The sequence below is a fragment of the Paenibacillus melissococcoides genome (assembly GCA_944800085.1).
Classification (GTDB): domain Bacteria; phylum Bacillota; class Bacilli; order Paenibacillales; family Paenibacillaceae; genus Paenibacillus_B; species Paenibacillus_B melissococcoides.
In genome coordinates this window covers 41940-62252 of the sequence record CALYLO010000007.1, presented here as the reverse complement: position 1 = coordinate 62252, position 20313 = coordinate 41940, and the positions used below count along the sequence as shown (strand labels likewise).

At 59.9% G+C, this 20313-nt stretch carries 19 protein-coding genes and 1 other annotated feature; of the genes, 18 read left to right on the top strand and 1 reads right to left on the bottom strand.

The annotated features are described in order from the left end of the window. The first annotated feature begins 1 nt into the window (after window position 1). The 13 genes from OCY70_RS23110 (at window position 2) to leuS (ending at window position 13016) form a co-directional block, all read left to right on the top strand. The gene (locus OCY70_RS23110; protein ID WP_213428320.1) at window positions 2–1255 is read left to right on the top strand and encodes a DUF58 domain-containing protein; all 1254 of its coding nucleotides are present in this window, start codon (window positions 2–4) and stop codon (window positions 1253–1255) included. Beyond that, window positions 1246–2793, top strand: a complete 1548-nt coding sequence (locus OCY70_RS23105; RefSeq protein ID WP_249725106.1) for a transglutaminaseTgpA domain-containing protein — start codon at window positions 1246–1248, stop codon at window positions 2791–2793. The genes OCY70_RS23110 and OCY70_RS23105 overlap by 10 nt, the downstream gene beginning before the upstream one ends. Beyond that, window positions 2778–3500 (top strand): DUF4129 domain-containing transglutaminase family protein, encoded by a 723-nt coding sequence (locus tag OCY70_RS23100; protein ID WP_249725108.1) that lies wholly within the window; start codon window positions 2778–2780, stop codon window positions 3498–3500. The genes OCY70_RS23105 and OCY70_RS23100 overlap by 16 nt, the downstream gene beginning before the upstream one ends. Before the next feature lie 144 nt (window positions 3501–3644). Then, a complete protein-coding gene (locus OCY70_RS23095; protein ID WP_213428321.1) occupies window positions 3645–4169 on the top strand; it encodes a YqeG family HAD IIIA-type phosphatase in 525 nt (174 codons plus the stop codon). Beyond that, on the top strand, window positions 4166–5284 hold the full coding sequence (gene yqeH, locus OCY70_RS23090; protein ID WP_213428322.1) for a ribosome biogenesis GTPase YqeH: 1119 nt from the start codon (window positions 4166–4168) through the stop codon (window positions 5282–5284). The genes OCY70_RS23095 and yqeH overlap by 4 nt, the downstream gene beginning before the upstream one ends. Window positions 5285–5311: 27 nt before the next feature. Continuing rightward, window positions 5312–6205 carry a shikimate dehydrogenase gene (aroE, locus tag OCY70_RS23085; protein ID WP_213428323.1) on the top strand — a complete coding sequence of 298 codons (894 nt, stop codon included), beginning with the start codon at window positions 5312–5314 and terminating at the stop codon, window positions 6203–6205. 38 nt (window positions 6206–6243) lie between these two features. Beyond that, complete coding sequence (gene yhbY, locus OCY70_RS23080) at window positions 6244–6534, top strand: ribosome assembly RNA-binding protein YhbY (protein ID WP_006676288.1); 291 nt, start codon at window positions 6244–6246, stop codon at window positions 6532–6534. 17 nt (window positions 6535–6551) lie between these two features. Beyond that, window positions 6552–7160, top strand: coding sequence for a nicotinate-nucleotide adenylyltransferase (locus tag OCY70_RS23075; protein ID WP_213428324.1), 609 nt, complete (start codon window positions 6552–6554; stop codon window positions 7158–7160). Further along, entirely contained in the window at window positions 7132–7707 is a 576-nt protein-coding gene (gene yqeK, locus OCY70_RS23070) for a bis(5'-nucleosyl)-tetraphosphatase (symmetrical) YqeK (RefSeq protein WP_213428325.1), read from the top strand. Before OCY70_RS23075 ends, yqeK begins: the two co-directional genes overlap by 29 nt. Before the next feature lie 86 nt (window positions 7708–7793). Then, on the top strand, window positions 7794–8141 hold the full coding sequence (gene rsfS, locus OCY70_RS23065) for a ribosome silencing factor (RefSeq protein WP_213428326.1): 348 nt from the start codon (window positions 7794–7796) through the stop codon (window positions 8139–8141). Then, the gene (locus OCY70_RS23060; RefSeq protein ID WP_213428327.1) at window positions 8138–9094 is read left to right on the top strand and encodes a CvfB family protein; all 957 of its coding nucleotides are present in this window, start codon (window positions 8138–8140) and stop codon (window positions 9092–9094) included. The genes rsfS and OCY70_RS23060 overlap by 4 nt, the downstream gene beginning before the upstream one ends. Window positions 9095–9181: 87 nt before the next feature. Next, the gene (locus OCY70_RS23055; protein WP_213428354.1) at window positions 9182–9943 is read left to right on the top strand and encodes a class I SAM-dependent DNA methyltransferase; all 762 of its coding nucleotides are present in this window, start codon (window positions 9182–9184) and stop codon (window positions 9941–9943) included. 112 nt (window positions 9944–10055) lie between these two features. After that, window positions 10056–10284, top strand: a binding site (T-box leader). Window positions 10285–10574: 290 nt separating this feature from the next. Beyond that, window positions 10575–13016, top strand: coding sequence for a leucine--tRNA ligase (gene leuS, locus OCY70_RS23050; protein ID WP_261944623.1), 2442 nt, complete (start codon window positions 10575–10577; stop codon window positions 13014–13016). Here leuS and comER read toward each other — a convergent pair. Continuing rightward, a complete protein-coding gene (comER, locus tag OCY70_RS23045) occupies window positions 12997–13866 on the bottom strand; it encodes a late competence protein ComER (protein WP_261944624.1) in 870 nt (289 codons plus the stop codon). The genes leuS and comER overlap by 20 nt on opposite strands. Window positions 13867–13982: 116 nt before the next feature. Here comER and OCY70_RS23040 point away from each other — a divergent pair, with 116 nt between their 5' ends. The 5 genes from OCY70_RS23040 (at window position 13983) to OCY70_RS23020 (ending at window position 20099) form a co-directional block, all read left to right on the top strand. Further along, window positions 13983–14618, top strand: coding sequence for a ComEA family DNA-binding protein (locus OCY70_RS23040; protein ID WP_213428330.1), 636 nt, complete (start codon window positions 13983–13985; stop codon window positions 14616–14618). A gap of 112 nt (window positions 14619–14730) precedes the next feature. Then, window positions 14731–15249: a deoxycytidylate deaminase gene (locus OCY70_RS23035; protein WP_213428331.1), complete on the top strand. Its 519-nt coding sequence runs from the start codon at window positions 14731–14733 to the stop codon at window positions 15247–15249. 189 nt (window positions 15250–15438) lie between these two features. Next, window positions 15439–18048, top strand: coding sequence for a ComEC/Rec2 family competence protein (locus OCY70_RS23030; protein ID WP_249725110.1), 2610 nt, complete (start codon window positions 15439–15441; stop codon window positions 18046–18048). 213 nt (window positions 18049–18261) lie between these two features. After that, window positions 18262–18807 (top strand): RNA polymerase sigma factor, encoded by a 546-nt coding sequence (locus OCY70_RS23025; RefSeq protein WP_213428332.1) that lies wholly within the window; start codon window positions 18262–18264, stop codon window positions 18805–18807. Beyond that, window positions 18804–20099: an anti-sigma factor gene (locus OCY70_RS23020; RefSeq protein ID WP_213428333.1), complete on the top strand. Its 1296-nt coding sequence runs from the start codon at window positions 18804–18806 to the stop codon at window positions 20097–20099. The genes OCY70_RS23025 and OCY70_RS23020 overlap by 4 nt, the downstream gene beginning before the upstream one ends. The last annotated feature ends 214 nt before the right edge of the window (window positions 20100–20313 follow it).

Below are 20313 nucleotides of genomic sequence, written 5' to 3'. Positions count from 1 at the left end.
CATGAATTCGCCGCAGCTGGTGCCCCGCCGTCCGCGTTCGCGGAGACGGACATTTCTGATTGCTTTTGTCATTTATGTCAGTTGTGTTTTCTATTTTTTGTTCCAGGGCGGCAAGACGTCCTTCATGCTGCTCTCGATGGCGACCGTGCTTGCCTTCTATTGGGCCTGCGCGTGGTTCGGGGGCGTGGCCAAGGTTCGGGGCCAGCGCATGGTCCGGACCGGGACAAGCCGGTTTCTCCCTGCCCAATCCCGTATCGCGGTATCCGTGGAGCTTCGCGTTCCGGGATGGATTCCGCTGCCCTACGTCATCGTGCAGGACGGTCTGTACCGCTTCAATGAACTGTACAGCCAGGCGGAGGCGGCCGTTACCCTGAACGCGGGACGGAAGGCCGTATGGACGTACCGGACGCCGCCGCTTCCGCGCGGGGCATACCGCTTGGATGCGACCACATGCTTGTCCAAAGATTTATTCGGCATTTTCGAGCAGCGCGGACAGTTCTATACGCCGTCCTCCTTTTTCATCCTGCCGGCCACGGTTTCTATCCCTGCCTGGACCCAAGCCGGTCATCAAGCGGTCCAGCCCGGACAGACGCTAGCGATGGATAAGAGGAAGCGGGAGTCGACGCAATTGAGCGGGGTACGGGAATATGCCCATGGCGATCGTCTCTCGCGCATTCATTGGAACGCCACCGCCAAGAGCGGAAGCTTGAAATCGAAGCAGTTCGATCAGGAAGTGCAAGCCCCGATCCTGATCGTGCTTGATATGAGAGGAACCTCCTATGAAAATTCGGCCGGCTTCGAATTGGCGCTGTCGGCCGCGGTGTCGATTGCGCAATATGCGAAGGCGAACCGGCATCCCGCCTATTTGGCCGCAATCGGCGGCTCCCTGCATTGGTGGGACGCCGCGGCCCTCTTGCGCGAACCAGCCGCATACAAGCAATGGTTGGCTACCATTGAGCCGGAGGCGCCGAATCCGCAAATCAATGACCGGATTGGCCCGATGCTGGCGCAGCGCGCCTCGCTGCTGCGCGGGGCGGCCGTGGCCTGGATCAGCGGGGCGATATCATCCGGCGATATGGCGGCGATCGGAGGCCTCCGATCCATCGGCGGAAGCGGCACGTTCATTCACGCCGCCGCCGGCCCCGATGAAGCCGATTTGCTGCGCGCCTTGGCGAAGCAGGGCTTTGAATACAAATGGCTGGATGAATTGAACCATCTTCCGAAGCTGCTTGGAGGTGGGATGACATGGAAGTGAACCGGCAGGCGGCATCCGCTTCCCCGGCAAGCTCCGTTCCGCCGGCACCGCCCGGAATGATAAAGCGCTGGCTGCTAGGCGATTGGAGCGAGCGACTGTTCTGGACATGCCTCGCCGTGATGGTATGGCAGTGGATCGTGATGCTGGAGCCGTATTGGTATGACGAGACGATTGCGATGTCCAAGGACGCGCTCTTAATGATATGGGGAGTGTGCGTATTATTTCCCCGGCAATTTTTTGGCCGGCTGCTTCTCGGGCTGCCGCTCGTATTGCGTGTCATCTATATGGAGCTGGTGCGCAATCATTTATGGGTCGAGGACGGAGCCCGATGGGAGAAACTGCAAGCCTTTCATCCTTATATCTGGTTCGTTATCGGCATTTGGCTCTGCTATGAGGCGCTGAACCAGATAGTTCGCGGGACCGGCCGCATCATTATGTGGCTGCTCATTCAAGTGATCGTCTTCGGCATCCTGGATTCTTTCACCGAGGATATCTTATGGGATCAGGTGGCCTGGATCGTCGGCGCGGCCCTCGTATGGCTGATCGGGCTTCATTTCTCCCAGATGAAGCACAGCTATCCCGAGATGAAGCGAACCTCGCTGCGGTATCTTCTTCAGATGGCGGTGAGCGCCATCGTCGTCATTGCGCTGATCATCACGGTTGGGGTGAACATGCCCGGACTGGAACCGATCCTGACCGATCCGTATACGGCCTGGACGAACCGGAACGGCACTGGCGGCAACTTCGTCGAGCGCATCGTCTCGAACGTAACCGGAACCGGAACCGGAACGCCAACCCCGACGACTTCCGGTTACAGCAACCATGACAGCCAGCTTGGGGACGGCTTTCAGATGGATTATGAGCCGGTAATGACGGTAACCTCCGAAGCCCGCGGCTATTGGCGGGGGGAGGCCAAGGCTATATACACCGGTCAGGGCTGGGTCGATGCGAAGCGGGAAGAGAGCCTGGAACCGATGAGTATCGGCGAGCGGTTCGAAGCCGACGACGCTCCGGCGAAGCGGATTCAGACGAAGGAGATTATCCAGAAGGTGCAGATTCAGAGCGATCAGATATACCCGGTCCTGTTCGGCATGTATTCGGTATCGGCCGTGGAGGAGCTGGAAGGCGGCGATACGGATAGACTCGTCTGGAACGGGAGAGAGAGCGAAGTCCGGTACGAGGGGAGAGGCGCACCCCGCTATCCGACAAGCTATACGGTCGTCTCCCATGTCCCGATCATTTCGGAACAGGAGCTGCGGGCCGCGCCCCCGGCCGAAGCGCCGGACAGCGTCTACCTGCAGCTGCCGGACCGTTTTCCGGAACGAGTCGCGGACCTGGCCCGGAGCCTGACTGAAGGGGAGACGAACAACTACGACAAGGCCAAAAAAATCGAACAGTATTTACGGACCCAGTTCACTTATACCAACGTCCCGGATCTTTCGAAGCGGACCAGCAGCGATTTCGTCGAGGGGTTTCTGTTCGAGATCAAGGAAGGGTACATTTCTCTACCTCGATGGCCGTCATGCTCCGCAGCGTAGGCGTGCCGGCGCGCTGGGTGAAGGGCTATGCCCCCGGAGCCCGCGAAGGATCGGATCGTCAAGTGATGACGGGCTCCTTCGATCCCGATGAAGGAGGCCGCTTCCGCGTGACGAATGCGGACGCGCATTCGTGGGTAGAGGTATATATGGGGGAATACGGCTGGATATCCTTCGAGCCGACCCCGGGATTCAGCATGCCGAGCCCGGAGCATGAGGAGCAAAAGCCCGACACGCCGCCCGAGCAGGAGGAAGAAAAGCAGTCCGAAGTGAAGGAAGAGAAGAAGGCCGGCCAGCCGGAAGAAGAGACTTCGCTTCCCGCATGGGTGGTGACGGCAGCCCGCTCGATCGCGGGCGCTGCGCTGCTCGGACTCCTGGCGTGGCTTGTCCGTCAATGGGGCCAGGCGGGATTCTCGCTGCGCTGGCTGCGCACCTTCCGCCGGCGAATATCGGCGAGCGATCGGGTCGTGCTTGAGACGGAGCTGTGGCTGAGCTACTGCCGGCTTCGCGGGCTGCGCAAGGAACCGCACGAGACGGTGCGCGAAGCCGCCCTGCGCTGGAGCGAGGGCCTGCCGCAGCTGGAAGCTCCCCTGCAGGTTATCGTCCCGATGTTCGAGCAGGCGAAATACAGCGGCGAGCCGCTGGATCAAGCCGATGTGGCCCGATTCCGGGAGGCGGTAAGACAGTTCCGGCGCGTCCGCAAGCGTTGATCCCCGCTATCGTGTCACGCGGAAAGCGGGAGGCAGGGAGCCGGAATGTGACGAAATGAAGCCGTTCCGCACGGGAACGGCTTTTTTTTGCACGAAAATCAAAGAATATGGTATAGTTTTTCGTATGAAAACGAGGTGACTGTTTTGTTGGAAAGGCTTATTCCCCGTCTTCGGGTAAGCTCCGTATACGATATTGATTTGGACAAGCTGGCGGAACAAGGCATTCGAGGCATCATTACCGATCTGGACAACACGCTGGTCGGCGCCAAGGTGCCGCAGGCGACCCCGGAACTGGCGGCCTGGCTGAAGGAAGTCAAGCGACGCGGCTTCGAGGTCGTCATCGTATCGAATAATGATCATACGCGCGTATCCCGGTTCGCCGTCCCGCTCGATCTTCCGTTTATACATGCGGCCCGCAAGCCGGCGCAGCGGGCTTTTCGCCAAGCACTGGCGCTGATGGGGCTGAAGCCGGATCAGACGGCTGTCATCGGCGATCAGATGCTGACGGATGTCCTGGGAGGCAACCGGCTCGGCATATTTACGATATTGGTGCAGCCTATCGCCATTCAGGACGAAGGCTGGGGAACCCGCATCAATCGGCGCATTGAGCGTTATGCCACGTCCCGGTTGAAGCGGAGAGGATTGTGGCAAGAGGAGGAAAAAAGGTGAAGGACAATCAAGAAAAGCAAATATGCAGCGGCTGCGGCGTTACGGTGCAGACCGGGCATCCCGATCAGATCGGCTATGTCCCAACGTCCGCGCTGGAACGTTCGCCGCTGATTTGCCAGCGCTGCTTCCGGATTAAGCATTATAACGAAGCGGCTTCCGTGGCGCTGGATCAGGATGATTTTTTGCGTTTGCTGGGGCGAATCGGCCAGGAGGACGCGTTGGTCATCCATATCGTCGATCTGTTCGATTTCGACGGCAGCGTCATTTCCGGGCTCCAACGGTTCGTCGGGAACAATCCGGTGCTGCTCGTCGTGAACAAAATCGATCTGCTGCCCCGTTCGACGAACTGGAACCGCTTGACGAACTGGGTGCAGCGGCAGGCGAAGGAGCATGGCCTCCGCATATTGGACGTCATTCTCGTCAGCGCCAAGCGCAATGCCGGCTTCGATCGGCTGGTGGAACAGATGAGCCATTGGCGGCGCGGCCGCGACGTCTATGTCGTCGGGGCGACGAACGTAGGCAAGTCCACGCTGATTAACCGTCTTATTCGCGATTACAGCGATTTGGAGCGCGAGCTGACGACATCCCGTTATCCGGGAACGACCCTCGATGTCGTACATATTCCGCTGGATGACGGCAAGCATATCATTGATACCCCGGGCATCGTCTATACGAGCCGCTTGACGGAATTGGCCAGCCGGCAAGATCTGGGGGCCCTGCTGCCGGACAAGCCGCTTAAGCCGGCCGTCTACCAGTTGAACGAAGGACAGACGCTGTTTTTCGGGGCGTTTGCGCGTTTTGATTTTGTGGAAGGGGAACGGCAATCCTTTACATGCTATATATCGAATGGACTTCCGATCCACCGGACGAAGCTGGAGCGGGCAGACGCGTTGTACGAGGAGCACCGCGGCGAGCTGCTGGCGCCGCCGGCGCGGGAGCGCCTGGATGAGCTTCCGGCCTGGACGAAGCATCAGTACCGGATCGCCAAAGGGTCCGAGACCGATATATTCATCTCGGGGCTCGGATGGATCAAATGCAACGGCAAGGAAGGCGCGCTTGTGGAGATCTGCGCGCCGAAAGGGGTCAAGGTGCTGACCCGCCGCGCGATGATCTAGCACACTATACCGGGGGGAGCGGATACTATGGTACGGAACGATGTGGCCGGAGCGATGCGGCCTCCGGCGGGCATCGACAGCTCGACCGCCGTGTTCGCGGTTATCGGCGATCCGATCAAGCATTCCAAATCGCCGTTGATGCACAATGCCGCCTTGCGGGAGCTTGGGCTGAACGCCGTATATACGGCGTTTCGTGTCGCGCCCGAGCAGCTGGGGCAGGCCGTGCAGGGCATGCGCGCGCTCGGCATCGGCGGAATGAACGTAACCATTCCGCACAAGGAAGCCGTCATGGCGCATCTGGATGAAGTGGATGAGAGCGCGAGCGTCATCGGCGCCGTCAATACGATCGTCAACCGGAATGGCCGGCTCATCGGTTACAATACGGACGGGCTCGGATTTGTCCGTTCGCTGCAGGAGGAGATGATCTCTGACCTCCGCCAGTCCCGCATCTTGCTGATCGGGGCCGGCGGGGCGGCGCGCGGCATCGCTTATGCGCTGCTGAAGGCGGGATGCCGCCGCTTGCATATCGCCAACCGCACGCTGGCGCGGGCCGAGGCGCTGGCACGCGATCTGTCCGCCTTCGGGACGGTAGCGGCCGTCCAGCTTGGGGAACGGCCGGCTATCGGCGCGCACGAGGCGGATATCGTCATTCATACGACCTCGGTCGGTATGCATCCGGACGTGGAGGCGGTGCCGTTCGATCCGGACTGGCTGCGCCCGGATATGATCGTCAGCGACATCGTGTACAATCCGCTGGAGACGGCCTTGCTGCGGGAAGCGGGCAAGCGCGGCTGCCGCACGCACAGCGGGCTCGGCATGTTCGTCTATCAGGGCGCGATCGCGCTGGAGCTGTGGACGGGCGCCGCTGCGCCTGCAGCGTTGATGCGGGAGCAGGTATGGAATACATTAAGTCACGAATAAACCACTATTGTTATTAGACATATAAGGCAGGGACAAACATGCTAACAGGAAAACAAAAGCGTTATTTGCGCTCGCTCGCACATCATGTGCAGCCTATTTTTCAAGTAGGCAAAGGGGGAACCAACGATCAGCTTATCCGCCATATCGAGGAAGCGCTGGAAGTGCGTGAGCTGATCAAAGTATCGATCTTGAACAACTGCATGGACGATCGCTTCGAGGTTGCGGAGGAATTGGCGAGCCGCTCGGGCGCCGAGCTGGTCCAAGTTATCGGGAAAACGATCGTGCTCTACAAGGAATCGGCTGAACATAAACAGATTGAACTGCCATAACCGGCGGAGGTGCAGACGTGAGACAAATCGGGATTATGGGCGGGACTTTCAATCCGATCCATCTGGGGCATCTGGTGGCCGCCGAATGCGCCCGCGAAGCCGCAAATCTTGATGAGGTGTGGTTCATGCCCGCTCACGTGCCGCCGCACAAGACGGACCATCTTCAAGCCGACGGCAAGCATCGCATGGAGATGACCCGACTGGCCATCGCGGGCAATCCGTCTTTCCGGGCGAGCGATTGGGAGCTGGCCCGCGGAGGTGTCTCCTACACCTATGACACCGTCATCTCGCTGCGGGCCGCCTATCCGGACGTCAGCTGGCACTGGATTATCGGCGGCGATATGGTTGATTACTTGCCGAAGTGGCATCGGATCGACGAACTGATGGGTCTGATCCGCTTCGTCGGGCTGCACCGGCCGGGCATCCGCTGGAGCGAGGAGAAGCTGCCGGCCGCATGGCGCGGCCGCATCCTGGCGGCTGACATGCCCCAGATGGATATCTCCTCGACGGATATCCGGCAGAGAAGAGCGGCGGGACGCTCGATCCGCTATCTCGTTCCGGAAGCCGTCGAACATTATATCGCAAGGTGGGGATTGTATGAATCTGACGCGCCAGCAATTGATTGAATCCGTCCGGGCGCAGATGCCGGCCGCGCGCTGGCAGCATACCCAGGGCGTAATGGATACGGCCGTGATTTTGGCCCGCCGCTTCGGCGCGGATCCGGAGAAAGCGGATCTGGCGGCGATTCTTCACGATGTCGCCAAGTATTGGCCGACCGACCGGATGGAAAAGGTCATTCGCGAAGAGAATTTGCCGCCTGAGCTGCTGGAATACGACAAGCAGCTGTGGCACGCGCCCGTCGGCGCGGTCGTCGCCGCCCGGGACTACGGGGTGCGGGACGAGGAGGTTCTGGATGCGATCCGTTACCATACATCGGGCCGGGCGCCGATGACTCTGCTCGACAAGGTGGTTTGTCTGGCGGATTATATCGAGCCGGGGCGCGATTTTCCGGGCGTAGAGCGAATCCGGGAATTGGCCCAACAGGATGTCAATCTCGCGCTCATCGCCGGCTTCGACTCGACGATCGGCTTTTTGCTCTCCCGGCGCCGGCGTATTTTTCCGCTAACGGTAATTGCACGGAACCGGCTGATTGAAGAATTGGAGCAGAATTAGGGAAGCCTAACGGCAGAAGGGAAACGGAGCTGCATGCAATTCCGTTGCCGGAGTGCCAGTACATGAGGATTAATGGAGGTTACGGTATGACCATTCAACCAAGAGAGCTGCTCGACATCGTCGTCGCGGCGGCGGAAGAAAAAAAAGCGATGGATCTCGTCGTGCTCGATCTGCAGGGGATTTCTCTGATTGCGGATTATTTTGTCATTTGCCACGGGAATTCCGATACCCAGGTGCAAGCCATTACGAACGAGATCCGCAAACGGGTTCACGAGGCGGGCGTAGCGGTCCGGGGAATGGAAGGCTTGGAATCCTCGCGCTGGGTCCTGCTCGATCTCGGCGATATCGTCATCCACATCTTCCATCGCGACGAGCGCGAATACTATAATATCGAGAAGCTGTGGTCCGACGCGAAAGTTGTGGAGATGGCATGACGCTGACCGCGGGCACGATAACACGGCTGCAGGTGGCACGGGAGGTGTCGCCATACGGCTACTTTCTGACAGACGGGGAACAGGACGTCATTCTTCATTATTCCGAACTGACAGGCCCGGTAAAGCCGGGGGACGAGGTCGACGTCTTTTTATTCTATGATACGGAGGATCGGCTCGCGTCGACGATGAAGCGCCCGTATCTGACGCTGGATGAGATTGCGCCGCTTCAGGTGGCGGACATTCATCCCCGGTATGGCTGCTTCCTGGAAATGGGCATCGGGCGCCAACTGCTGCTTCCGAAGAGCGAGCTGCCCGAATACGAGCCGCTTCATCCCCAAGTCGGGGACACGGTCTATGTGAAGATGGTCCACGACCGGGTAGGCCGGCTCGTGGCGCGGGCGGCGCTGGAACAGGACCTCGTTCCGCTGGCCTTCGACGCGCCGGACGCTTGGCGCAATACATGGCATGAGGCCGTCGTCTACCGGCCGCTGAAGATGGGGACATTCCTCGTGCTCGACGGCGGTCCGATCGGCTTCGGGGTCATCGGATTCCTGCACGAGTCGCTTCGGCCGCGGCCGCTCCGGCTCGGGGAGAAGGTGCGCGTGCGCGTCACCCATATCCGCGAGGACGGCCGCGTGAACGTGACGATGGCCGAACGCAAGGAGATTGGCATGGATCTGGATGCGGACCGGCTGTTCTCCTTTCTGCGGGAACGTCCGAACGGGGCGATGCCGTATTCGGACGAGACGCCCGCCGATATTGTGAAGCAGCGGTTCGGAATGAGCAAATCGGCGTTCAAGCGCGCGGTCGGGCGGTTGATGAGGGCCGACCTCGTCAAGCAGCAAGGAAGCTGGACGGAACTGACGGAGAAGGGCGCGGGGCTTGGCCCGGATGAGCTCCAGCAGATCCTTCAGGCAGAGAAGCCGGCTCCTCCGCGGCCGAAGAAGCGCTGACACGCGGCATGGGAAGAAGCGCTAGCAACGGCGCAGGCGAAGACGCGCTACCAACGCCGCAGCGCGAGGGAAGGACGGAGAGGCTTGATGGAATCTTACGGCCGCTTTGCCGCGGTCTATGACCGCTTGATGGAAGATATGCCTTATGACGCCTGGGTGGAATTCGCCGAGGAGGCGTGGCGGCGCTATATGCCGTCGAAGCCGGAGCGGATTGTCGACCTGGGCTGCGGAACGGGCAACATTGCGCTTCCGCTCGCAGCTAGAGGCTATACGCTGACCGGCATCGATCTGTCAGAGACGATGCTGGCCGTAGCCGAACAGAAGTCCGCCTCCGCGCCCGCGAAGTCCGGCAGCCTCCGTTGGCTGTGCCAGGATATGCGGGAATGGAATGCGGGCGAGCCGGCTGACGCTGTCGTCTCGTTCTGCGACTGCCTGAATTACATTACCGAAGAGGCGGATGTGAAGCGGGTGTTCGCGGCCACGTACCGGCAGCTGCGCGCCGGAGGCGTCTTCTTGTTCGATGTGCATCATATTCGCCAATTCGAGTCATACGCGGAGTCGCAGCCTTTTGCGTACGACGAGGACGATCTGGCCTATATCTGGTTCTGCGATTATGACGAGGCGAGACGGGAGATCGAGCATCAGCTCACTTTTTTCATGCGGCAAGATGGCGGCTCCCTGTTCGAACGGGTCGACGAAGCCCATGTTCAGCGCGCCTATGAGACGGAAGCGATGGCGTCCTGGCTGCGCGAGGCCGGATTTGCCCGCGTGGACATGTATGCCGACTTCGCCTGGGATCCGCCGGACAGCCAGTCCGCGCGCATTTTCTATGCCGCGGTGAAGGAATAGCCGCCCGTGAAGCGGCGGCCAGGCGACAATCGTTGACAATATCCTTAATTTTCATTATGATAGAAATACTTGCGTAAGCTGGTCAAGGTTATGCATACAATTGAAGAAGTGCAATAAGACTGTGATGAGGATTAGTAGCTCGATGCGCGCATCGAACAGAGAGCCGGCGGGTGGTGGAAGCCGGTGATGGGCAGGAGCGAACTCGCCTCGGAGTCTCGCAGCCGAACGGCAGGGAGGCTGTGACGATTCACCGGCGTTAACGGTGCAGAGGGAGTGGAAGGCAAAGCATGCCTTTCGCTAACTAGGGTGGTACCACGGGAATTGAACCTCTCGTCCCTAGCGTTTTCGCTAAGGGCGAGAGGTTTTTTTTGCTGTATCGGAATAGATAAGCGGCGGGCACGCGCATGACGTTTCGGTGGCAGCAGCATGAACCAGGCCCGGTGTCCGGCCGTATCCTGCGGATACGGAGCGGAACCGGGAGGTGACCGCACGAATCGGGCGGAATGGCCTGATTCGGCTCGGAGGGGCAGGAAGGGCCCGTCTCCTGCGGTTCAAGCATGATGATATTCGCATAAGGTGCGGGGCGGGCTGCGCGCGCAGCCTTCGCCGGGCACGGCAAGGAGGAATACGGATGAGTCAAGAAGTCAACCAGCCGCATGGCTATCAACCGCAAATTTTGGAGAAGAAGTGGCAGCAGTACTGGGAGGAGCACAAGACGTTCGCTACGGAGGAGAACTCCGGCAAGCCGAAGTTCTACGCGCTCGACATGTTCCCGTATCCTTCGGGCGCGGGGCTGCACGTCGGCCACCCGGAAGGATATACGGCCACCGATATCATTTCCCGCTTCAAGCGCATGAGAGGGTACAATGTGCTTCATCCGATGGGCTGGGATGCGTTCGGCCTTCCGGCTGAGCAGCACGCGCTCGACACGGGCGAGCATCCGCGCGACATTACGGTGAAGAACATCAACAATTTCCGCCGCCAGATTAAGTCGCTCGGCTTCTCTTATGACTGGGACCGGGAGATCAGCACGACCGATCCCGACTATTACAAATGGACCCAGTGGATCTTCATCCAGCTCTACAAGCGCGGACTCGCGTATGAAGCGGAGATTCCGGTGAACTGGTGTCCGGCGCTCGGCACGGTGCTGGCGAACGAGGAAGTGATCGACGGCAAGTCGGAACGCGGCGGCCATCCGGTTATCCGCAAGCCGATGCGGCAATGGGTATTGAAGATTACGGAATATGCGGAGCGGCTGCTCGCCGATCTGGATGAGCTGGATTGGCCGGAGAGTTTGAAGGATATGCAGCGCAACTGGATTGGACGCTCCGAAGGGGCAGAGGTCCGCTTCGCGATCGACGGGCATGACGACCATATCATCGTATTCACGACCCGGCCGGACACGCTGTTCGGCGCGACATACTGCGTCTTGGCGCCGGAGCACGCGCTGGTTGGCCGCATCACGGCTTCCGGGCAGCAAGCGGCGGTTCAAGCTTACCAGGAGCAGGCTGCGCGCAAGAGCGACATGGAGCGCACCGATCTCGCGAAGGATAAGACCGGGGTGTTCACCGGCGCGTATGCGATCAACCCGGTGAACGGGGCGAAGCTCCCGATCTGGATTGCCGACTACGTTCTCGCCGGCTACGGAACCGGGGCCATTATGGCCGTTCCGGGCCATGACCAGCGGGACTGGGAATTCGCGAAGCAATTCGATCTGCCGATCGTGGAGGTCGTCTCCGGCGGAGATGTGACGAAGGAAGCGTTCGGCGGCGACGGGCCGCATGTGAACTCGGACTTCCTGAACGGGCTCGGGAACGCCGAGGCGATTGCCCGCATGAATGAGTGGCTGACGGCGGAAGGCGTCGGCCAGCCTAAGGTGACCTACCGCCTGCGCGACTGGCTGTTCAGCCGCCAGCGTTATTGGGGGGAGCCGATTCCGATTATTCACCTGGAAGACGGCACCATGAAGCCGGTTCCGGAGTCGGAACTTCCGCTGATGCTGCCGGAGGTCGATCACATTCAGCCATCGGGCACCGGCGAGTCGCCGCTCGCGAACGTCACCGAGTGGGTGAATACGGTTGATCCGGAGACAGGAATGAGCGCTCGCCGCGAGACGAACACGATGCCGCAGTGGGCCGGAAGCTGCTGGTACTATCTGCGCTTCATCGATCCGAAGAACGGGAAGGAGCTGTGCTCCAAGGAGAAGCAGGCCGAATGGCTGCCGGTCGATCTGTATATCGGCGGGGTCGAGCATGCGGTCCTCCACTTGCTGTATGCGCGCTTCTGGCATAAGGTGCTCTACGATATCGGCGTCGTCGATACGAAGGAGCCGTTCCAGAAGCTGGTCAACCAGGGAATGATTCTGGGCACGAACGGCGAGAAAATGTCCAAATCCCGCGGCAATGTCATCAATCCGGATGATATCGTGAACGAATTCGGCGCGGATACGCTGCGGATGTATGAAATGTTCATGGGGCCGCTCGAGATTACGAAGCCATGGAACGAGAAGGGCGTCGAAGGCATGTTCCGCTTCCTGAACCGAATCTGGCGCCTGTTCATCGCGGAGGACGGCCAGTTGAACAGCAAGATTACGGACGGGCCGGGAGAAGACAGCTTCATCCGCACCTGGCACAAGACCGTGAAGAAAGTGACCGAGGATATTGAGGCGATGCGCTTCAATACGGCCATCAGCCAATTGATGATCTTCATTAATGACGCGTACAAGGCGGAGACGCTGCCGCGCCAGGCGATGGAGAACTTCGTGCAGCTGCTGTCGCCGCTTGCTCCTCATATCGCGGAGGAATTGTGGCAACGCCTGGGGCATAACGGCACCATCACGTATGTGCCGTGGCCAACGTATGACGAAGCATTGACGGTTGACGCCGAAGTGGAGATCGTCATTCAGGTGAACGGCAAGATAGCCGATCGGATTCGAATCGCCGCCGATGCGGATGAAGCCGCCATGCAGGAAAAAGCGATGTCTCTGCCGAACGTTCAGGACGCCATTGCTGGCAAGACCGTCCGTAAAGTCATCGCTGTCAAGGGCCGGCTCGTCAATATTGTGGTCGGTTAACTTCCTGCCCGGCGAATTGGGAGTGAATCTTTTTCAGATCCTCTTCATATTTCGCGTGGGTGACCTGAATGAGCTGGTGGAACATATCTGCCAGCTCTTCCTTCATCAGCCGGAGCGCCTCGGCGGTGATGCCGCCGGGGACCGCTACGCGCTGCTGCAGCTGTTCCGGAGTGAAGCCCCCTTCCGTCAAGAGCTTGCCGGTGCCCAGCAGCATCTCGCAGGCGAGACGCGACGCTTCTTCACGGCCGATGCCGGTCGCTTCCGTCGCGGCATCGATCCACCGCTGCAGGAAGTAAGCGATGAACGCCGGACCGCAGCTCGACAAGTCGGAAGAGATGCGGGTGTACTTCTCATCGATGCGCAGTGGTTGGCTGATGGATGACATCAGCCGCTCCAGGAGATCCCGATCCTTCGTCTGAATCCGGCTCCCGTACATACAGAGCGAAGCGCCGCTTCGAACGTAGCTCGTAATGCTCGGGATGATTTTCGCGACCTTGCAGGGCAGCTGCCGCTCCAGGTGCTCCAGCAGCACCGGGCTCGTAATCGACACCAGGATGAGATCCGGGTGTGCGGCATGCTGAATCTCCTTCAGGACCGCCTTGAATTCCAGCGGTTTGATGCACAGAAAGACAATGTCGCTCAGCCGGACTGTCTCCACATTGCTCGGCGAGACTTGAAGCCCGGGGTGTTGCGATGCAAGGCACTGCACTTTGTCCATCGTACGGTTGCTCGCTATGACCTGCTCCGGTGTCACAGCGCCGGATTGAATCAACGCATCGATCAGCGTTGTCCCCATACTTCCCGTACCGATAAATCCGACCTTCACGGATGTTCCCTCCTCTGTTTGCACATTTGCATACCCTGACGCAGAACGCCCAATATATAACGAATGGCTATACTATGTTTTATTACCTATATGTAGGATGGGTTGGCCAATATACGTATTCTATCGAAAGGAGAATATGCATGAAGAAGAGCCGTCATACGTTATCCTTGCGCGTTTGGATTGCTCTGACGGGGATGGCGATTGCCGGGCTTGCCGTCTCCATGGGCTTGTGGCTGAAGCCGCAATGGGAGGAGGCCGCGGGCGGCTGGACGCCGCTCAATGAAGCGATTGCCGAGCGTCTGGCCGCCGAGGAGGAGGGCAGGGAAATGGCGGAACGGAAAGGAAGTCCGAATCCGGCATCTGCTTCTTCCTGGCCGCGAGACGGACAAGAGCAAGGTCCCGAATCGGCCGCGAACGCGGGTCAGACCGCCATTCGGGGCGCAGGAGACCCGAATCAGCCGCCAACGATACAGGCAGACAAGAAGCAGGAAGAACCCGGCCAAGGGGGCGGTGCTCCGGCCTCGGCCGAAGCTCCCTCCGCGGGGTCTTCCGCAGACGCAAAGGCGAAGGACGCGGCGAGCGGGCGCATCAATATCAACGAGGCCGATGCGGAAGCCTTAATGAAGCTCCCGGGAATCGGGCCCAGCAAATCGCAAGCGATCGTAAAATATCGGGAGAGCCACGGCCCGTTCCAGCGGCTGGAGGATTTGAAGAAGGTCAAAGGGATCGGCCCCGCTATCTTCGCCAAGCTGCGCGATCAAGCCTCGATCGAGTAACGGGACGGACATGTGAGATATCCGGTTGCGCAGCGAAGGTATCGTGCTTACAATGAAGGGTAAGAACGATGGCGGCGGTCATCAGCCTACTACAGACGGGAGAATGAATCGGATGACAACAAGTGTACGCAAAGATTGGGACACCTACTTCATGGATATCGCCTATATGGTGTCTACACGTTCACGCTGTCCCCGGCGGCATGTCGGCGCTGTGCTGGTGCAGGGCAAGAAGCTTCTCGGAACGGCCTATAACGGAGCGCCTATGGGAGTGCCGGATTGCAGCGAAGCGGGGTGCATGATTGTCGAGCAGTACGAGAAGATCGCCGTTGACGGCGAGGAGCAGATGGTGAAGAAGGAACGGTGCATCCGCACCATTCATGCCGAGCAAAATCTGCTGCTGTTCACGGATCGGATCGACAGAGAGGGCTCCACGGTGTACGTGACGGACGAGCCGTGCTGGACCTGCGCCAATATGCTGGCGAACAGCGGCGTCACGGAGATCGTGTATCATCGCCCTTATCCGAAGGACAGCGAGAAGGTTGCGGCGATGATGAAGCAGAAGGGAATTACGTTCCGGACGCTGGCTTCCTACCAGCCGCCGCAGGAGACGATAATGGATACGACAGATTAATGATGTGGGGAAGAACCTCCATGCCGGAATTCCGGGCATGCCATGAACATGGGCGGCCGCGGAACGATGGCGTGGAGTTTTTTTTTGCGTTCCTCTGGTGGACAACTGTCTGAATCAGCCTGACAAGCCGAGCCTACGACAACGAGTGCCCACAACGAGGTCAGGCCAAGTAAAAACCGGGAGGTGAGGTTGAAATTGCTGTCGCGCAGACCGATTGTTGCCATGGCCGTCTGCTTCGTGATCGGGATTCACGCCGCGGCCGCATTATCCGCGGTTCATGCCGTACTGGCCGTGACGGGGCTGCTGCTGACGCTTCCGCTCGGTTGCGCGCTTCGCTGGTGCAGCGGGAGACAGGCGGCTCTGTACGGCGCGGCGCTTCTCTGTTCGGCATCGCTATACATCGTAACGGAACACCGCAATGCCAGCCGCTGGACGCTGCCTGCCGATGCGGATCAGCCGGCGGCGGAGGGAAGCTGGGACGGCTATATCCTGTCTCCGGCGGAGCAAGACGGGGACCGGGTTCAGTTCCAGTTCCGGGCCGTCTCATGGCAAGGGGACGCAGGAGGCGGGCCGGAGCCCGTGGACGAGAAGCTGCTCGTCCAGATTCGGCTGTCCGCGCCGTCGGAGCTGGGCGCGATGGCGCGATGGGAGCGGGGCCGGGCCGTGCGCCTTCATGGCCAATTGACCGCGCCGGGAGACGCGTCGAACTTCGGGGCGTTCAGCTATCGGGAGTATCTGCGGCCGCAGCGCATCCATTGGATTCTCCGGGTTGCAGGAGCAGAGCAGGCCGCCATCATTGACAGAGTGAACCGGAACGGGTACCAGCGGGCAGAACAGGCCGCGCACCGGGCGCTTGCCCGGGTCGACCGGGTCCGCGGCGCGCTGCTGGAGCTTATGGAGCGGCTGTATAAGCAGCCGCATAGCGGATATATGCAGGGGCTTGTGCTTGGAAGCCGGACGGAATTGGATCCGGATACATACCGCCAGTTCTCGGAGCTGGGTATGACGCATGTGCTTGCCATCTCGGGTCTTCATGTGGGGGTATTCGCCGGGGCGCTGCTCGGCCTGCTCCGGCTGCTCCGCCTATCGAAGGAGAAGGGGCTGTTGATCGTTCAATGCTGCCTCCCGGCGTATATGCTGCTGACGGGAGCGGCTCCTTCGGTCATCCGGGCGGGGCTGATGTCGATAGTTGCCTTGTACTGCTTGCGCAAGGGCTGGCTGAAGGACGGACTTCACATTTTGGCCCTCGTCTTGTTGGCGATGCTTCTGTGGGACCCGTATTATGCGCTTCAGATCGGCTTTCAGCTCTCGTTCGCCGTGACCGCCGGCTTGATTATCGGGGTGCCCCGCGTCGTGCGGCTCCTGCCGGCCTGGCCCTTGTGGCTGTCCTCTTCCGCGGCCGTAACCTTGGTCGCCCAGGCCGTATCTTTTCCGTTGACCGTCTATTATTTCCATCAATTTTCGCTCTTGTCGTTCGCGGCCAACTTCCTGCTCGTCCCGATTATCAGTCTTGGCGTGCTCCCGGCTGGCACGATCTCGCTCCTCGCGGGTCTTCTCTATGAACCGGCAGCCCGCCCGCTAGCCTGGATCGTGTCGCAGATGAACGAGCTGACGTTCCGGATCGTCGAATGGCTCGCAGCCATCGAAGGACCGAGCTTAATCTGGCCGCAGCTCCCGCTATGGTGGATTGGTGCTTACTACGCGAGTCTGTCTCTCGCCTTCGCTTCATGGCGCCGGATGGCTGAAGAGGGAGGCGCGTTGCCCCGCAGCCGGGCGGGAACGGAGGGCGATACGCAGCCGCTCGGCACATTCGTGGAGGTGCGGCCTTCCCCGCGAGGTATCCGCCGCATCGGCTCCGTTTTGGCGGTCGTTCCGCTCGCCGCGCTTCTTGTCTGGGGCTATCGGGATGGTCTCGGCAGAGATGCGGTGGTCAGCTTCATTGATGTCGGCCAGGGCGACAGTATCTTGATTCGTACGGCTTCCGGCAAGCATGTGCTCGTCGACGGAGGAGGAACGGCGAATTTCCGCAGGCCTGGGGATCGATGGAGGGAACGCCGCGTGCCGTTCGAGATCGGCGAGAAGGTGATCGTTCCCCTGTTGAAGCAGCGGGGCGTCCGGCGATTGGACGCGGTCGTGCTGACGCATGCCGATCAAGATCATGCCGGCGGGCTATTGGCCGTATTGCGGCATATGCCGGTCAGCCGCTTCATGACGAACGGCACGTGGAAGTCCTCGGCGACGATGGCGGAGCTGTACCGGATGGCACTGGAGAAGCGCATCCCGATCAGCGGCGGCCAGGCCGGCGATTCGTGGATGGTTGATGAATGGACACGAATCGACGTCCTTTATCCGATAGCGGATAGCGGTGCGAGTCTTCTCCCGGAGGAGGAGAACCAAAATCGCGCCTCCCTCGTCCTGCTGCTGACGCTGACCCATCCGCGCAGCAAGGCGCAGGCGACGATGCTGCTGACGGGGGATGTGGAAGCCGATGGAGAACGGCGCATGCTGGCAGGAGGTGCGGGCCAAGGCCGGCTGCCGCCTGTGGATGTCTACAAGGTGGCGCATCATGGAAGCCGGACGTCCTCTATCCCGGAATGGATAGAAGCGATTCGGCCGGCGGCAGGCGTCATCTCGCTCGGACGCAACAACCGCTACGGGCACCCGCATCCGAACGTGCTCGCCACGTTGGCGCGCGCCCAGGTGCCCGCGCTCCGGACCGATTGGGACGGAGAGATCCAGTTCAGGCTGACGGTGCAGGGTTTGAAGGTGCGGACAAAGCGTGATAGGATAGTTCCATAGAGTTAGAGAGCAGCTTCAAGCACGTCGGCCTGACGTGCTTTTTGCGGCTTGTCACCTTGTTGTATCATGCAATGCAATTGAAAGCATCTTTTGCTATGCTAAGGGATGAATTTATGCGGATGAGAGGATAAACTACAAATTGGAAGTGAACCACTGCAACCATTTGCGGCTTAGGCACGTCAATGGATATGCAAGAGAGGGGGATAACAGGTAGTGGATTCGGGACTGATACGAGCCGCTCAATCCGGCGATCGCGACGCTTTAATCACTCTTTTGCGGGAAATAGAACAATACGTGTATCGGACGGCTTATTATATCCTCAATAATGAGCAGGATGCACTGGACGCGTCCCAAGAAGCCTTAATCCGGATTTATTCCAAAATTCAATCTTATGAGGAAAAAGCTCAGTTCAAAACCTGGGTGCAGCGGATTGTGACGAATATTTGCATTGACAAATTCCGGCGCAATCGCCCGACGGTCTCGATCGATGAGCATGACCTCGTATTTGTCGGGGAAGAGAGTGTAGAGAAGGAAGTGATGTCCGCCTACGTGGCTCAGGACATACGTGAGGCAATAGATCGGCTGCCTGAACATCATCGTGCGGTCGTCGTTCTGCGATATCTGCAAGATTTCTCCTACAACGAGATTGCGGAGAGCTTGAATTTGCCGTTGAACACGGTCAAATCCTATCTATTTCGCGCCCGGCAACAACTGCAGACGATGCTGCAAGATTATGAGAAAGGTGGTGTACGAGGATGAACTGTGCAGAGGTGATGGAACTGAAGCAACGCAGCTTGGACGGTGAGTTGACGCAGTCGGAAGAGAGCCTGCTGACAGAGCATATCCGCCGATGCCCCGCCTGCGCCGAGATGGCAGAACGGTTAGAGAATATTCATCGGGAGCTGGTTCAGCTTCCGAAGGTCGCTCCGCCTTACAGCCTGGTGGATGCGATATTGCCTTCCTTGCAGCAGATAGATAAGCAGCAGGCGGCAGCCGCGGGCGCATCGCCTTCCCCGGCCTCAGGTACCTTGGAGCGGCAGGGAAGCGGCGTGACGGCCCGGACGCCGGAGCGGAAGCCGCAGGCCGTAACGTCCATACCGAAATGGTATCACAAGCGGCAATGGCGTTCTGCGGGAGCCGTGGTGGCCGCAGGTCTCATCTTCGGATTATTCATGGTGATGTTCAAGCCGCCGACGGCGACGGAGCAGGCAGGCGACTTCGCGGAATTGACGCAGCCGGCGCAGGAATCCGTCGGCGCGGCGGATTCGAGCCAGGTCCTTCGGAGCACTCAACCGGACGGGAAGCCGGTGCCGCAGGAAGCCAACGCCGGAACGGGCAACGATGACTCTGCGTCCAACAAACAGCAACAACAGGATGCCCAACCGCCAGGCGACGCTGGACAGAATAAGGAGGAAGCGCCGGACACCGCGCCGCCGAAGCCGGCGGCAGGCAGCGGCGCGGCAGATCGCCATTCGAGCAAGAGCGAGAAGCCGGAGCAAGATCGGAAGCCGGTGGGATCGTCTGCCGAGAAGCAAGAGAAGAGCGGAAAGCAAGGCAAGAAGGCCGAGGAGCCTGCGGCCGGCAAGCAGAATACCGGCACGGAGCAAGCCGAATCGCAGGACAGCCAGGTGCCGCCGTCCATTGCGGCCGTTCCGAAAAATGAAGATCCGGAGAACGGCTCGAGCGCCGATGCCGGCAGCATGGGGTTCGCGGATAAGGATCTGAACCGCCAATCTCTGTTCGCGGCGTCGAAGGAAGCGACATCGCCGGACGGCAAATGGATGGTCGTATGGGAGAACGGCCAGCTCATGTTGTACGGCGTCAACGACGCGGAGCAGACCAAGCTGCAGACGCTGGCATTCGCCGACATGCCGGAAGAGCTGATCTGGTCTTCGGACAGCAGCCGTCTGGAAGTAAAGGTGCGGACAGAGGACGGACTGCGCCAGTTCCATTATGACGTGTCTTCGAACGGATTGAAGGAAGCGGCCGCCGGCGAGGCCGATACGAAGGAGCCTATCGTGGTGCCCGGTACGGCCAAGCCTGCTACCTAGGGCGCCGAAGGCTCGCGCGCTGCCAAAAATGGGCTGGGCCATCCCCCGGGAAGCGGCACACATTCGGCGCGGCGCGCGTATGATGAGGTATCAAGGAAAAGATGCAAGTGACGTTCCCGTACGTCGTGTGACCGTTTGCGCGGAGTTTCTAGAGCTTCGCTGCAGGCGTTTATCATAGATGGTATGGGACAAAGGGACTTGCGCCGCCCGCGAG

Excerpts from the sequence above, each read along its gene's own strand:
- OCY70_RS23060 (WP_213428327.1), top strand. The coding sequence starts at position 8,138 with ATGACGCTGACCGCGGGCACGATAACACGGCTGCAGGTGGCACGGGAG.
- OCY70_RS23110 (WP_213428320.1), top strand. The coding sequence starts at position 2 with ATGAATTCGCCGCAGCTGGTGCCCCGCCGTCCGCGTTCGCGGAGACGG.
- OCY70_RS23040 (WP_213428330.1), top strand. The coding sequence starts at position 13,983 with ATGAAGAAGAGCCGTCATACGTTATCCTTGCGCGTTTGGATTGCTCTG.
- OCY70_RS23105 (WP_249725106.1), top strand. The coding sequence starts at position 1,246 with ATGGAAGTGAACCGGCAGGCGGCATCCGCTTCCCCGGCAAGCTCCGTT.
- OCY70_RS23100 (WP_249725108.1), top strand. The coding sequence starts at position 2,778 with ATGCTCCGCAGCGTAGGCGTGCCGGCGCGCTGGGTGAAGGGCTATGCC.
- yqeK (WP_213428325.1), top strand. The coding sequence starts at position 7,132 with ATGAATCTGACGCGCCAGCAATTGATTGAATCCGTCCGGGCGCAGATG.
- aroE (WP_213428323.1), top strand. The coding sequence starts at position 5,312 with ATGGTACGGAACGATGTGGCCGGAGCGATGCGGCCTCCGGCGGGCATC.
- OCY70_RS23055 (WP_213428354.1), top strand. The coding sequence starts at position 9,182 with ATGGAATCTTACGGCCGCTTTGCCGCGGTCTATGACCGCTTGATGGAA.
- OCY70_RS23020 (WP_213428333.1), top strand. The coding sequence starts at position 18,804 with ATGAACTGTGCAGAGGTGATGGAACTGAAGCAACGCAGCTTGGACGGT.
- leuS (WP_261944623.1), top strand. The coding sequence starts at position 10,575 with ATGAGTCAAGAAGTCAACCAGCCGCATGGCTATCAACCGCAAATTTTG.
- OCY70_RS23035 (WP_213428331.1), top strand. The coding sequence starts at position 14,731 with ATGACAACAAGTGTACGCAAAGATTGGGACACCTACTTCATGGATATC.
- yhbY (WP_006676288.1), top strand. The coding sequence starts at position 6,244 with ATGCTAACAGGAAAACAAAAGCGTTATTTGCGCTCGCTCGCACATCAT.
- rsfS (WP_213428326.1), top strand. The coding sequence starts at position 7,794 with ATGACCATTCAACCAAGAGAGCTGCTCGACATCGTCGTCGCGGCGGCG.